Genomic DNA, 13,601 nt, shown 5'->3' on the forward strand with positions numbered 1-13,601 from the left:
GAGCGGAACGCTATCAGAGGACACTCCATGACCGACAATAAATGGCTCCGAAACGGCTTTGTCTGGATCATCCTGATCATAGCGGTAATCGCGCTCTGGTTCATGGTGACCAGTGGCGGAGAACGGACTCAATCGCGGGATCTAAGCAGCATTGCGGCGGATATTCGATCGGGCCAGGTGGCACGGTTGGAGCAGTCCGAAGATTCCAGCAAGGTGATGGTCTTTTACAAGGGCTCTGACCAGGTCGAGACGTTCCGCCTGCCCCCGAACGTCAACATCTACGATGCGCTATTGCAGTACGGCGTTGAGCCGAGCGATGTCGACATCAACATCAAAGCGGCCAGCCAATGGGGGAACTGGCTCGGATTGTTGACCTTCATCCTTCCGACAGTAATTCTGATCGGGATCGTCGTTTTCATGATGCGGCAGGCGCAGGGCAGCAATAGCCAGGCTATGTCATTCGGTAAGAGCCGGGCGCGAATGTTCACTGGCAACAAGCCGACGGTGACATTCGCTGACGTCGCCGGCGTCAACGAAGCCAAGGAGGAGCTCGTCGAGGTCGTCGAGTTCCTGAAGTATCCCGAGAAGTTCTCGGCGCTTGGCGCCCGTATTCCACGTGGAGTCTTGCTCGTTGGCCCGCCGGGCACCGGGAAGACACTGCTGTCCCGCGCGGTGGCCGGCGAGGCTGGCGTGCCGTTCTTCAGCATCTCCGGGTCGGAGTTCGTCGAGATGTTCGTCGGCGTTGGCGCATCCCGCGTTCGTGACCTCTTCGATCAGGCGAAGCGCAACGCTCCGTGCATCGTCTTTGTCGACGAGATCGACGCGGTTGGTCGCCAGCGAGGGGCTGGTCTGGGTGGCAGCCACGATGAGCGCGAGCAGACACTGAATCAGATCCTGGTCGAGATGGATGGCTTCGACAGTGCGACCAACGTCATCGTGATCGCGGCAACGAACCGGCCCGATGTCCTCGATCCTGCGCTACTTCGTCCCGGGCGCTTTGACCGTCAGGTGATCCTTGATCGACCCGATATCGCCGGCCGGCTCGCTGTCCTTGAGGTGCATTCCCGCGGGAAGCCGTTCGAGGACGATATCGCGCTGGAGGATCTGGCTCGTCAGACGCCGGGCTTCTCCGGCGCGGATCTGGAGAACCTCGTCAATGAATCGGCGATCCTCGCGGCGCGACGAAACAAGAAAACGATCGGACGCAGTGAGCTGGCCGAGGCGATCGATCGCGTCGTTGCTGGTCCACAGCGGAAGAGTCGTGTGATCAGCGAGCGCGAGAAGCTCATGACTGCCTACCACGAAGCAGGGCATGCGCTCGTGGCGCGGATGCTTCCATATGCGGATCCGGTGCGGAAGGTCTCGATCGTTGCCCGCGGGATGATGGGTGGCTACACGAGCGTTGTCCCTGACGAGGATCGGTTCTTCTGGACCAAACGCCAGTTTGAGGACATGCTGGCCTACATCATGGGCGGTCGTGTTGCCGAGGAGATCATCTTCAACGAAATGTCGACTGGCGCTTCCAACGACATCGAACGCGCGACCGGGCTAGCCCGGAAGATGGTGACTGAGTACGGGATGAGCCCGACACTCGGCCCACTCGCGTTCGGGAAGAAAGAGGAGCTGGTTTTCCTCGGACGTGAGATCAACGAGCAACGCAACTACTCCGATGAGGTCGCGTTTCAGATTGACCAGGAGATCCGCCAACTCATCAATAATGCATATGCACAGGCCCACCAGGTGCTGAGCGACCACCGTGCCAACCTTGAGGCGATTGCGATGTTGCTGATGGAGAACGAGACAGTGGATGCCGAGCAGCTCGAAGCGCTGTTCGACTCACCGAAGCCACAACCGACACTCCACGGACCATCAAATCTGCCGGCGCCAGTCACGGGCGCTGAGTGGACAGAGCGGCGGGAACCGGATCCGGCCCCGCGTCTTCGTCCCCAGCCGGCATCTGGTTAGTCTCGAATCTCAAAAACAGCGACGGCGGCCGAAGTCGGCCGCCGTCGTTGCGTTCATGGGGTGGAGGCGAGGGGATTCGAACCCCTGACCTCTACAGTGCGATTGTAGCGCTCTCCCAGCTGAGCTACGCCCCCACGAGCCGCGCGAGAATCGCGCGACACGGAACTATACCATGCACCCTCACCGGCAACGAAAGCTCTGGGCCGATATCCAGACCGAATTCCAGTCGCGAGATCGTCGATACGTCGACTGAATACCACGCTGCTAAAACCACTCCGGCGCCGGCCGCGGTCTTCAAAGAAAAGCCCACCTCGGGCGGGGCTTCGGGGATGATCGTGATACGAGGGGGAGCGGGTGATGGGATTCGAACCCACGACATTCTGCTTGGGAAGCAGACACTCTGCCAACTGAGTTACACCCGCGTGTCGAAACTGACGGTCATTTTACACAGAGAGCGGAGACGCCACAATCTCGAAATCCTGTCACTCATGCTCAGCGGGTTCGCTCGGCCATGAGCTGGCCGAGCAAGCGGAATCCGTCTGCTACGATAGCCAACGGGCTTCGCGCACTATGAACTGGAGAGATCGAATGAGCATGGGCAACCAGACTGACAGTATCGCGAGCACGCTAATTGGCGTCGTTTGTTCGAACTGCGGGCGGCGATACGACGCGGATACGATTCTGACTGTCTGTGACGATTGCGGCAAGGTTCTGTTGGCCGAGTACGATCTTGAACGTGCGAGCCAGCTGATGACGCCGGACGCGCTTGCAGGGCGTGACTGGAATCTCTGGCGCTACGCTGAGATCATGCCCGTCCGCGATGCCGCTCATCGGCTCACGCTTGCCGAGGGAGGCACGCCGCTCCTCAGGGTTGATCGCTGGGCGCGCGGAATCGGTTTGTCGAATGTGTTGGTCAAGGATGAGGGCCGGAATCCTACTGGCTCGTTCAAGGCGCGCGGGCTTGGCGCTGCGGTGTCGCGGGCGCGGGAGCTTGGAGTGACGGCGATCGCGCTTCCTTCGGCCGGCAACGCGGCTGCCGCCGCGAGCGCGTATGCGTCTCGGGGTGGGATGAGCGTGACCGTTTTCATGCCCCAGGATGCGCCGGAGATCTTCAAGGCGGAGTGCCGCGCGCTCGGCGCGCGCGTCTATCTCGTCGATGGCCTCATCAATGATGCCGGCAAGATCGTGCGTGAGAATGGCGCTGCGCGCGGCTGGTTCGATGTCTCGACCCTCAAGGAGCCATACCGGGCTGAGGGCAAGAAGACGATGGGTATTGAGCTTGCTGAGCAGCTCGGCTGGCAAGTGCCAGACGCGATCATCTACCCGACCGGTGGTGGCACAGGGATCGTTGGCATGTGGAAAGGTTTCGCGGAACTGGAGCGGATGGGACTCATCGGGTCTGCGCGCCCGCGAATGATCGTCGTTCAATCGGAGGGATGTGCCCCGATCGTTCGCGCTTTCGAGCGCGGGGATCGGCACGCGCCGCTCTGGGAGGGCGCTGACACGATCGCGCCAGGTATCCGGGTGCCTGTCGCCATCGGCGACTACCTGATCCTCGATGCTGTGCGGGAGAGCGGCGGGACGGCAATTGCGGTGAGCGACGCTGAGCTGGAGGCCGCGATGCGGTCCGTTTCAGCCAACGAAGGGCTGTTCGTCTCACCAGAGTCTGGCGCGGCCTTCGCGGCCGCTGCACAGCTCCGCGAGACTGGACAGCTGGCCGAATCGGATCGAGTGGTGGTGTATGCCACTGGCTCGGGGTTGCTGCACACCGACCTGATCGGCGGGGACTATCCAGTCCTCGACCCGAATGATCCGGATATCGGACTGGTCATCGATTCAGCATATGGGCAATTGTAGGCTGGCATTCGGGACAGAATGTCGTCGAACGCTGGTCGACGGAGATACGCGCGAGCGGGGCGCCGCATCGTGAGCAAGGGCTGCCGGCCGGCTTTCCGTACACGTGAAGACGATGCTGGTTCGTGCCCGGCTCGCCGAGCCCCGAGCGATAATCGCGCAGCGTGGTGCCGTGGCCGGCGATGGCGGTCGACAGCACATCGACGATTGCGGTCCGCAGTTCTGCCACCTCCGATTCACCAAGGGTGTTGGCCGGACGGAGCGGGTGCAGCCTGGCTGCGAACAGAGCCTCGTCCACATAGATATTGCCAAGGCCTGCGATCAGGTGTTGATCGAGTAGTAGTGACTTGAGACGCCGTTCCCTGCGTAAGATTATGGCGAGCGCGGCGGTTGTGAATCCTGCATCGAGCGGCTCAATCCCGAGTGTCGTGTCAAGGCTCGCACTGGTCTCGCGAGTATAGAGCGAAATCCGCCCGAACTTCCGTGTATCGTAGAAAAGTAGCTCAGCACAGGGCGACAAACCGAATATGGCGCGAAGATACGGTTCCCGTTCGGTGGCGCGTGGCAGAATGCCGGCATCGCGATATAGAAGCTCTCCCGTCATTCGGAGATGAATCGTGATCAGATCTCCAGAATCCAGCTCTAGCACGACGAGCTTTCCGCGCCGGCGCACGCCAGCGATGGTCGTGCCGATCATGGAATGTCGAGCATCGGTTAGCGCGGGAAAAGCCAGTGTCCGAGCCCACAACAGCTCGAACGACTGGATTCGTTTCCCGGTGAGAAGCGGCTCGAGCGTCCGGCGGATTGTCTCGACCTCGGGGAGCTCGGGCATAACGGCATCCCACTTTCGTCAGTTGTCGTTCGGTTCGACGGGTCGGTAATGGAGGCGGTTGTGTTGGTTGATCCAGATTGCATCTTCTGTCGTATCGTTTGCGGCGACATCCCCAGCGCGCAGGTATATGAGGATGAAGAGTTCGTTGCGTTTCGCGACATAGCCCCGGCCGCGCCGGTGCATATTCTGATCGTACCGCGACAGCACGTAGCATCGATCGATGATCTGGGTCCGAGTGATGCCGCGTTCGTTGGCCGGCTTGTACTGGTGGCGGCCCAGATCGCTCGTGACGAGGGCATCGCCGGCGATGGCTATCGCCTGGGGACGAATGTTGGAAAGCTGGGCGGCCAGTCCGTCTTCCATCTCCACTTTCATTTGCTCGGTGGTCGCCAGATGGGACAGTTCTGATTCTCGCGTACGTACGCAGCCAGCCATCGATTGTCGGTTGACGGCGGATGTCTTGAGCCGATATACTGGCCCGATCATTTGCCAACCCGTTGTGCCAGGTGCGTATGTCGCAGTTCGGTAGCGGCGTTGTGGCGAGGGGTATGAGATCCATGAGCCTGGCAGAACAGCTGGTTAGCGACTTGCGGACGGCGATGATCGCGGGTGATACGGTGCGCCGGGATGTTATCCGCTTTCTTCGGGCATCCATTACCAACGCTGAAATTGAACTGCATCGCGCGTTGACCGACGAAGAGATCCTGGGCGTCATCCGCGGTCAGATCAAGCAGCGACGAGACTCAATTGAGTTGTTTCGGAAGGGCGGGCGCGAGGATCTGGCCGAGTCTGAAACCGCCCAGATCGGCATCCTTCAGGATTACCTTCCAAGCCAGATGGACGAAGCCAGCGCGCGCGAAATCGTGGCCCGTGTTGCGAGTGAGCTGGGGGTTCATGGCCCTCGCGACATGGGACGGCTGATGCCAGAGTTGATGAAGGCGACTGCGGGCCGAGTCGAGGGGCGTACCTTGTCGATGCTGGCCCGGGAGGAGCTCGACAGGCGGTCGGCCGGCGCGTAGATAGGTTCCTTCGGGATCGGCGCGAGAGTCGGAGGCACGATGCCCCTTCGCTGGATATATCGGCACGCTAACGCAACCGAGACATCCTGGCGAGACCTGACGCGACTCCTGTTGTTCAGTGTTTCGCTCCTGGCGCTGTCGGTGGTCAGTGTGGCCATTGACTGGCGTCCGAATGACGCGACGCTGCAGACCGGCAGCATCGCCGATCGCACGATCAAAGCCCCTGAGAGCCTGTCGTTCACGAGCGCGCTTCGAACTGCTGAGCGTCGCAAAGAGGCGTATGACGATCAGCGTAACGTCATCACTGTCCATGATGAAAACGTACGCACCGAACAGTTGGCTGCCTTGCGGCAGTTCCTCGATGCCGCCGACGAGTTGCGCGTCAAGCGTGACGTGTCGCGCGAAGAGGCCGCTGCGGATCTTCAGGCGAAGTTGGGAGACCTCCCCGTAGCAGACGCGACCCGCATCCTCGGACTTTCCAGCGCCAGTTGGGAGCGCGTTCGAGCTGAGAGTATCCGCCTTGTTGGCCTGACCCTCGCCGACCCTATTAAGCAGGATGAGGTGCGCCCTCGCAAGGACAGCCTGGCTGATCGGCTGGCGCCGCAACTGTCGTCGGAAGAGCAGTCGCTGGTGCTTGCGATTTCCCGGCCATTCATCCGCGCGAATGTGCACATCGACGACGATCGCACGCACGCGAACCGTGAAGCCGCCGCGTCCGCCGTGGAGCCAGTAACAGTCAATGTCCTTGCCGGCCAGGCCATCGTTCGTGATGGCGACATCGTGTCAGCCTACGACATCGAGAAGCTCGAGAAGTTCGGGCTACTGAACCGAGCGATCGATCTCTCGACTCGGCTCGGGCGCTCAGCCCTCATGGTAATACTGACGATGGTGACAATTGGCTACCTCTTGAGATTCCAGCCGCAACTCTGGCGAGGAAGACAACTGCTCCTCTTATCGATCGTCATGCTGATGCCGATGATGGTTGCCCGGTTGGTGCTCCCGCATGCGAACATCCAGTACATATTTCCGATCGCAGCGTCGGCGATGCTTCTTGCCATGCTGCTGGATTACCAGATCGCGCTGACGATCGGCACTTTGCTGTCGTTCTACGTTGCCATCATCGCTGATATGTCGATGGAACTGATCTTTCTCTATGCTGTCGCGTCGGTTGCGGGGGTGCTGGTCGTCTGGAACGCCGAACGAACCATCAGGTTCGTTTGGGCAGGTGTTGCAGTCTCCGCTTCGATGTTCGTGGTCGCGCTCGCCTTCAATGCGCTCACGATGACAGTGACCTGGAGTATCGTCGGCGAGCGCGCAATTGAGGTGGCTGTTGCTGGCGCGCTCGCCTCCTCAATGACGTTTTTGTCGTTCAGTGTGATTGGATCGGCGCTCGGCATTACGACGCACCTTCAGTTGATGGAATTGGCGCATCCCAGCCGGCCGTTGCTCTACCGGCTTGCCCGGGAGGCCCCCGGGACGTACCACCACTCGATCGTTGTCAGTAATCTGGCCGAGAGCGGAGTCGAGGCGGTCGGTGGGGACCCGTTGTTTGCGCGGGTTGCCGTGCTCTACCACGACATCGGCAAGCTCGAGCGACCGACATTCTTCATCGAAAACCAGGGCCACATCGAAAATCCGCACGATCTGCTCGATCCGCAGACAAGTGCCAGGGTGATTCTGGACCACGTGAGTGATGGCGTTCGTCTCGCCCGTAAGGCGCACCTGCCGGCGGCAATTGTCTCGATTATCGCGCAACATCACGGCACCTCGCTCATCCGTTACTTCTATCAACGCGCGTTGGATATTGATGGCACGGTTTCTGAGGCTGATTTTCGGTATCCCGGCCCGAAGCCGCAGACCAAGGAGGCCGGGGTGATCATGCTCTCCGATGCCGTCGAGGCAACCGTTCGAGCGGCGGCCGGCAGCGGCCGCCTGGTGCGCTCGAAGGAACATGCCGGCGAAGGCAAGGACACGTTGGACGCGATCGTGACCCATGTCATCCGGGAGCGCGTCGACGATGGTCAGCTCGACGAATGTGACCTCACCCTCCGAGAGATCGAGCTCATCCGGCGTACGTTCGTTCAGATGCTCGAAGGTGTCTACCACCCGCGTGTTGAGTACCCCGCCACTGTCGAGCCAACAGCATCCCCGGTTACGCCAGTAACGAGCTCAGCGAGTGAGTGATCGCTGCTTTCTGCTCGATCTCCTCGTCGACCCGGATGTGGCAACGCCACCGATTGAGATGCTTCGGCGCCTGGTGGCGTTTGCCGGCGACGTTGAGCCAACATTGCCCGCCGGTGACTGGACGGTCACGCTGCGTCTCACCAACGACGAGCAAATCGCCGAGATCCACGACCGCTTCTTCGGTGACCCTACCCCGACGGATGTGATCACGTTTCCGTCGGGCGACTCGTTGACATCGGAGGGAGGGTATTTCGGTGACATCGTCATATCGGTCATGACCGCCGCCGAGAACGCGGCTGCGATGCAGCATTCGGCCAATCGGGAGATTGCGTTCTTACTGTTGCACGGATTGCTGCATCTCTCTGGCTACGACGACGCCACAGACGACGATCGCGAAATCATGCTCGCGCGACAATCACTGATCCTTGATCTGTTCGAGCAGGCCGAGGAACCGGATTGGTGAGTCGGCCATTGTCGGTCGCGCTGATCGCGACGGTTCTGAACGAGCAACCACGACTCGCGACATGGTTGGCCGCGCTGGACGCGCAGACACGCGTGCCGGACGAAATCGCCATCATCGACGGCGGGTCGGTTGATGGAACCTGGGAATGCCTTCAGGACTGGGCCAGTCGAAGTGGCGCTGTCGTTTGTCGCTGTCCCGGCGCGGGAATCCCCGAGGGTCGGAACCTGGCCATCTCGCTCGTGACATCAGAGATTGTGGCGGTAACCGATGCTGGGACCAGGGCGGATCCCCGGTGGCTGACGAAACTCGTCGCTGCGTTCGAGGGCGGCGATGTCGATGTGGCCTCGGGCTTCTTTCAGCCTGAGCTGACAGACCGCTGGAGTCGAGCGCTCGCGGCGGCGACCCTGCCAGATGTTGGAGATATTGATCCCGATCGATACCAGCCGTCGAGCCGGTCGCTCGCCTTCCGCCGCTCGTGGTGGGAGGCTGGCCTCCGGTATCCGGAATGGCTGGATTACTGCGAGGATCTGGTTTGGGATTTCGCAATGCGAAGGGCCGGCGCGCGGTTCTGTTTCGTTCCCACCGCGACGGTTGAGTTCACGGTTCGGCCGTCACCGCGAGAGTTTGCCGTTCAGTACTATCGTTATGCGCGCGGCGACGGCAAGGCAGGTCTCTTTCCTCGGCGCCACCTCCTGCGCTATGCGACGTACGGAGGCGCTGCTGCAGTGGTTGCGCTTCGTCACCGAGGCGCGCTATTCGCTGCGGGCGGTCTCGGCGTGGCCTATATCTGGTCGTCGACTCGCCGGCTGTGGCGTCGAGACCGCGCGCGAGGCGTGCCCCGGCGCGAGACGGTCGCGCTGTTTCCTCTTGTCGCGGCGCTTCGGGCGATCGGCGATATCGCGAAAATGATCGGCTATCCGGCCGGGCTTCTCTGGCGAATTCGGCGGTTCGGCGGCCTTGGCTGGCGGACGAGTTGGCAGCGGATCAGCCCGGCCGGTGTCGTGTGGTCTCCCGCAGAGTTGACCAGAGGAAGTCGGCCGCCCACATCGTTGCCCGACGACGGATCTCGTGCGGCACGGCAGTGATTTCATGGCGACGGCTCGTGATGCCACCCGGGTGCGCCAGCGCGATTCCCACCTGGCCGGTCGAGCGGTCGGCATCCGCGCCGGCGGCGAGCTGCACGACCACCGATATCCCGTACGCGACATCCAACTCGTTGGCTGACGCGCGAGCGCACCAGGCGGCGGTCCCCTGCACGTCCGGGTCGTCAGTTCGCTGAAGCGCGAGCGCGAAGCTTGTGGAACGAGCGCCTGCGATAACCTCGTCGGCGAGAATCGACTCTTCGACCAGGCTTGCTAATCTCCCGGCGTTGCCGGCTTCCCAGATTGCGATGTGCTCGCCACTCATCTGTATCGGTCGGAGGAGCGCGTCCGCGAGCTCGTCGCTGAGCTCACCGTAGATGAATGCATCGAGCTCCCCCGGATTGATTCGATTGTCGCGGCGACTGCGCTCTCAGCTTCGTCACGATCGCTGGCCATTGCGGTAATCCGGATGTGGACACCATCGTCCTTCGCGTAGGTCGCGACCGTTGGATATCCGCGCCGAACGAGATCGATCAATCGCTGCTCGACAGCCGACTCGCCGATGCCGATTGTCTTGAGAGTCCGTGAGACGATTGCGGATTGATCGAGTCGATCGACGATGCGTGGCAGCGCCTGTTCTCGCCACATCCTGAACATCTCACGTGGCACGCCTGGCATCGAAACGATGACCTTGTCGTGCCGCCGCACGAACCAGCCTGGCGCCGTTCCCATCGGGTTGGCGAGAAACTCCGATGAGGGGATGCGCCACGCCTGTTTGACGTTCTGCTCCGGCATCGGCGCTCCACGCAGCGCGAAATAATCGCGGATCTGCCGCTCCGCATCCGGGTCGACCGCGACCTGCTCGTTTTGGACAGCGGAAACTGCCTCGCGGGTCAGATCGTCATCAGTCGGGCCGATGCCGCCCGTTGTAATGACGATGTCGGCGTCACCGAGTGCGCGATCCAACGCCGTAACGAGGCGGTCCAGTGAGTCTCCCACCTGGGCCACACCGATGAGCTCGATACCCAGCGCGTTCAGCTCCTGTGCGAGGAACGTCGCGTTCGTGTCGGTCAGGAAGCCCTGCATAAGCTCTGACCCGATCGACAGGACTACCGCCCGCATGTGCCACCCCTTGCTCCCACGACTCGACGCCGCCATTATCGCACGCATGGCGTCCTCGCCCGCTGGATTCGGGAACGTGGATAGGCTGTGATGGCGGAAGAGGTACCCTCGGAGGGATTCGAACCCCCAACCCCTGGTTCCGAAGACCAGTGCTCTGTCCATTGAGCTACGAGGGCGTGAACCCGCAGCGGATTGTACATGGTATCGCCACTGAAGGAGAAGTCGGGTTGATTCTTCGGGGTTGGGAGATCATCGGGCAAGGCGTCACCAGATATCATGAAGCCAGAGGATAGCGCGTTAACTTCCTTTGTTGCGTTAGGAGGGGCCATGACGACAACAACCGCCGTGAATGCGTTTCGCATCCCGTTGGATCACGAGTCCGACACATCCGGGCTTGCTGCCCTGGTTACCGAGGGGAAGCTTGACGCATCGGCCGTTATCGGTGTAACCGGCAAGGTGGAGGGCAACTGGCCGGGCGAGCAGACGCGAATCGCGGCGGACACGGCAGTGCGTCGATATCTCACCGGGGCCGGCGCGACTGCAGAGTCTGTCGCTCGTATTCCGATGATCTTCTCGAGTGGTGGCGTCGGCATCATGACACCTCATATCGTGGTGTATGCGCGAGTCCCCTGGAATGGCGTAATCGATAGCCAGCCCCGGCTTGTTGTTGGCTCAGGACGCACACAGCCACTCGATGCGCGCTGGCTTGGAAGCTCGCGAATGGTTTCCGAGTGCGCCAATGCCGTCAGAAGCGCAATGGAGGATGGCGACATGACGCGCGATGAAGCGCGGTTTGTGATCGCGAAGAGTCCGTCGCCATCCGAAGAACAGCTGGATGAGGCCGATGTGTCGCCTGCTATACGGAGGGCCTTGCTTCCACTCGTGAGTGGCGCGACTGCCCTGGGGATTGGTGTTGCGCTCGGTGAGTTCGAACTGCCAGATGAATCGCGGATTGGCGTTGACCAGTCGCTGTGGACCGGACGCGCGTCGTGTTCGGTTGGGCGGGAGCGCCCCTTCTCCCAGATGCTGGCCCTTGGCAATTCAACGCGCGCGGGTGGCACGCTGATGGTTGGCGCGAGCGTGATGCACGATGTTATCGATGTCACAGCACTCGACCGAGCGCTTACTGACGCCGACCTGGAAGTTGGCGACGGTGGAATCACTGACGAAATACTCCAGCGAATCGTCGCGGTCTATCTGAAGATCGGCGAGCCGGACGGCACGATCCGCGGCCGGCGGCAAGTGCAGGATGCCCGCAACAGTCGCTACGGCAGCGAACTGAAGGCCGCAGTTGGCGGAGCGTTTGCCGGACGCCTGGGAGACACCGCGCTCTACATCTCGTCGGCCGCGGTTCACCAGGGGCCGCCCAACGGCGGCACCGTCGCCGTGGTTGTCGATCATAGTTGATCGACGATGGCGACAAACGAAAACACCCTGCCCGGAGGCAGGGTGTTCGGCCTGAACAATCGCGTAGGGGGATCGTGTCGACGGAGTGATGACTGAGCGGGATGAAGGGGGGTGCCCCACGGGGCTCGAACCCGTAACCACTGGTTCCACAGACCAGTGCTCTGCCTATTGAGCTAGAGGCACCATGACGTTGGTGGCACTGACAATACCGGACTGTAAGCCGAGTTCTGTTTCTGACGGCCATCTATCTCAGCCGTAATGGCTGGACGCGAATCGCGTCTGCTCTCACCTCGGGCCTCGGCGAGCAACCTGGTAACGGCCCAGTCGGAGATTGCTGCGGGGAGGATTGCCCTTTTCACCCGCGAACGACTAGCGCCCGCGGTCTTGTTTCTGTTGCTCTCGCGCCGGCCTGAGCCAACGCGCCTGTCTGGACTGTCAACGCACACCGACATGCGTTTCCCCGACTTTCGCCGGGCACCCGCGCTCTGTGCAGCTCGGACTTTCCTCTGGCAATGCCAGCGACCGTCCGTCCGGTATCGTTCAGTTATTAAGGCACGATCCAGTTTCCTGGGTCATGATCGGTGGTGCCGAAGGGGAGATTTGAACTCCCACGCCCTTACGGGCACTACGCCCTGAACGTAGCGCGTCTGCCGGTTCCGCCACTTCGGCAAGTAACTCTCACGAGCGGGCGACAGTATATCATCACCCTGAAAATCGGCGCAATGTTCTGGATTTGAGAAAGCATCCGATCCAGAGTGTAAGGGCATCAGAGTGTTGACGCAGCTTCGATCGATGTTGATCGGTCGAGAACTTGACGTAACGTTATATAGCAAGCCCGGTTGTGAGCTTTGTCGGGAAGCGGAGCGGGTCATCGATCGTGTCTTTGGCAAGCGGCGTGTCAACGTCGTCAACATTCTCGACGATCGTGTGCTCGAAGATCTGTACGTGTTCCGCATTCCAGTCCTCGTCGTTGACGGGATCGAGGTCGCAGAAGGATTGATCACCGGCGAGCAGGCACGCGGAGCAAGGCAAGCGGCGATTGGGGCGCGAGCAGGTCGATGAACAAGCAATCGCCACGTGGACGCCGTGGCTCACACGTCGCGTTCATCATTCTGGCGGTAGTGGTGGTGACGCTGATGATCGGTGGCACTCTGGTGGCAGTCCTGCCGCTCGGCGACTCATCTGACTCTACGTCTTCAGCCGATCGTCCAGCCGTCCAGGTGACTCCTGGCGCGGAAATCGCCCGACTCCAAACGCAGGTTACGGAAGACCCGATCGACTCTGCTGGGGTGGTGGTTCTCGCCGAGGTACTCGCCAACAGTGGACGACTGAGTGAATCCTACGTCTGGTACCAGAAGGCAACTGCTCTTCGGCCGGACGACGCCTCGTTGCGGCTGGCGTTTGGCCGCGCATTGCTGCGCGGCCAACAATGGTTCGATGCAGAGCTGCAGCTGACTATGGGCAACGACCTCGATGTATCGAGCGCCGCGATCGCATTTTCGCTCGGTCAGCTGGCCGACCAGCGGCCAGGCGGCGACCCGGCCACTGCAAGAGCCTGGTATCAGCAAGCCATCGATCGCGACCCGACGTCTCTATTCGCTCAGCAGGCACGGACGCGACTTGCCGAGCTTGGCGGCAGTCCCGCGACGCCATCAGTCATGACTGGCCCGTAA

General features: G+C 61.3%; 13 protein-coding genes, 5 tRNA genes and 1 other RNA gene. 9 read left to right on the forward strand and 10 right to left on the reverse strand.

Annotated features, from left to right (window positions below; translation table 11 throughout):
* The first annotated feature begins 27 nt into the window (after window positions 1-27).
* Window positions 28-1,965 (forward strand): ATP-dependent zinc metalloprotease FtsH, encoded by a 1,938-nt coding sequence (gene ftsH / locus V9F06_06220; protein MEI2617227.1) that lies wholly within the window; start codon window positions 28-30, stop codon window positions 1,963-1,965.
* A 61-nt stretch (window positions 1,966-2,026) separates the two neighbouring features.
* Here ftsH and V9F06_06225 read toward each other — a convergent pair.
* Window positions 2,027-2,099: transfer RNA gene (locus V9F06_06225), tRNA-Ala, on the reverse strand.
* A gap of 215 nt (window positions 2,100-2,314) precedes the next feature.
* Window positions 2,315-2,387 (reverse strand) — tRNA-Gly (locus tag V9F06_06230).
* 166 nt (window positions 2,388-2,553) lie between these two features.
* On the opposite strand from V9F06_06230, the gene V9F06_06235 reads away from it, so the two are divergent.
* Window positions 2,554-3,822, forward strand: a complete 1,269-nt coding sequence (locus V9F06_06235) for a threonine synthase (GenBank protein ID MEI2617228.1) — start codon at window positions 2,554-2,556, stop codon at window positions 3,820-3,822.
* On the opposite strand, the gene mutM is transcribed toward V9F06_06235, so the two are convergent.
* Window positions 3,794-4,651: a bifunctional DNA-formamidopyrimidine glycosylase/DNA-(apurinic or apyrimidinic site) lyase gene (gene mutM / locus V9F06_06240; GenBank protein ID MEI2617229.1), complete on the reverse strand. Its 858-nt coding sequence runs from the start codon at window positions 4,649-4,651 to the stop codon at window positions 3,794-3,796. The genes V9F06_06235 and mutM overlap by 29 nt on opposite strands.
* Before the next feature lie 18 nt (window positions 4,652-4,669).
* Window positions 4,670-5,086, reverse strand: a complete 417-nt coding sequence (locus tag V9F06_06245) for a hypothetical protein (protein MEI2617230.1) — start codon at window positions 5,084-5,086, stop codon at window positions 4,670-4,672.
* Window positions 5,087-5,208: 122 nt separating this feature from the next.
* Here V9F06_06245 and V9F06_06250 point away from each other — a divergent pair, with 122 nt between their 5' ends.
* Genes V9F06_06250 through V9F06_06265 form a run of 4 tightly spaced genes read left to right on the forward strand, consistent with a single transcriptional unit; the run spans window position 5,209 to window position 9,402 of the window.
* Window positions 5,209-5,670 (forward strand): GatB/YqeY domain-containing protein, encoded by a 462-nt coding sequence (locus tag V9F06_06250; GenBank protein MEI2617231.1) that lies wholly within the window; start codon window positions 5,209-5,211, stop codon window positions 5,668-5,670.
* A 39-nt stretch (window positions 5,671-5,709) separates the two neighbouring features.
* Complete coding sequence (locus tag V9F06_06255; protein ID MEI2617232.1) at window positions 5,710-7,854, forward strand: HDIG domain-containing metalloprotein; 2,145 nt, start codon at window positions 5,710-5,712, stop codon at window positions 7,852-7,854.
* Window positions 7,847-8,317, forward strand: coding sequence for an rRNA maturation RNase YbeY (gene ybeY, locus V9F06_06260; GenBank protein ID MEI2617233.1), 471 nt, complete (start codon window positions 7,847-7,849; stop codon window positions 8,315-8,317). The genes V9F06_06255 and ybeY overlap by 8 nt, the downstream gene beginning before the upstream one ends.
* Window positions 8,314-9,402 (forward strand): glycosyltransferase, encoded by a 1,089-nt coding sequence (locus V9F06_06265; GenBank protein ID MEI2617234.1) that lies wholly within the window; start codon window positions 8,314-8,316, stop codon window positions 9,400-9,402. The genes ybeY and V9F06_06265 overlap by 4 nt, the downstream gene beginning before the upstream one ends.
* On the opposite strand, the gene V9F06_06270 is transcribed toward V9F06_06265, so the two are convergent.
* The 3 genes from V9F06_06270 to V9F06_06280 all read right to left on the reverse strand — a co-directional run bounded on the left by V9F06_06270 (window position 9,302) and on the right by V9F06_06280 (window position 10,697).
* Window positions 9,302-9,724, reverse strand: coding sequence for a hypothetical protein (locus V9F06_06270; protein MEI2617235.1), 423 nt, complete (start codon window positions 9,722-9,724; stop codon window positions 9,302-9,304). The two genes, V9F06_06265 and V9F06_06270, sit on opposite strands and share 101 nt — an antisense overlap.
* Entirely contained in the window at window positions 9,721-10,521 is an 801-nt protein-coding gene (locus V9F06_06275; GenBank protein MEI2617236.1) for a competence/damage-inducible protein A, read from the reverse strand. The genes V9F06_06270 and V9F06_06275 overlap by 4 nt, the downstream gene beginning before the upstream one ends.
* A gap of 103 nt (window positions 10,522-10,624) precedes the next feature.
* Window positions 10,625-10,697: transfer RNA gene (locus V9F06_06280), tRNA-Arg, on the reverse strand.
* Between the two features lie 151 nt (window positions 10,698-10,848).
* On the opposite strand from V9F06_06280, the gene V9F06_06285 reads away from it, so the two are divergent.
* A complete protein-coding gene (locus tag V9F06_06285) occupies window positions 10,849-11,928 on the forward strand; it encodes a ring-opening amidohydrolase (GenBank protein ID MEI2617237.1) in 1,080 nt (359 codons plus the stop codon).
* Between the two features lie 110 nt (window positions 11,929-12,038).
* Here the strand turns inward: V9F06_06285 and V9F06_06290 are convergent.
* The 3 genes from V9F06_06290 to V9F06_06300 all read right to left on the reverse strand — a co-directional run bounded on the left by V9F06_06290 (window position 12,039) and on the right by V9F06_06300 (window position 12,597).
* Window positions 12,039-12,111 (reverse strand) — tRNA-His (locus V9F06_06290).
* 17 nt (window positions 12,112-12,128) lie between these two features.
* Window positions 12,129-12,466: RNase P RNA component class A (gene rnpB / locus V9F06_06295), an RNA gene on the reverse strand.
* Window positions 12,467-12,510: 44 nt separating this feature from the next.
* A tRNA-Leu gene (locus tag V9F06_06300) sits at window positions 12,511-12,597 on the reverse strand.
* Window positions 12,598-12,702: 105 nt separating this feature from the next.
* Here V9F06_06300 and V9F06_06305 point away from each other — a divergent pair.
* Window positions 12,703-12,990 (forward strand): glutaredoxin family protein, encoded by a 288-nt coding sequence (locus V9F06_06305; protein ID MEI2617238.1) that lies wholly within the window; start codon window positions 12,703-12,705, stop codon window positions 12,988-12,990.
* Entirely contained in the window at window positions 12,987-13,601 is a 615-nt protein-coding gene (locus V9F06_06310) for a hypothetical protein (protein ID MEI2617239.1), read from the forward strand. Before V9F06_06305 ends, V9F06_06310 begins: the two co-directional genes overlap by 4 nt.

The sequence above is a fragment of the Thermomicrobiales bacterium genome (genome assembly GCA_037045155.1).
Taxonomy (GTDB): Bacteria; Chloroflexota; Chloroflexia; order Thermomicrobiales; family CFX8; genus JAMLIA01.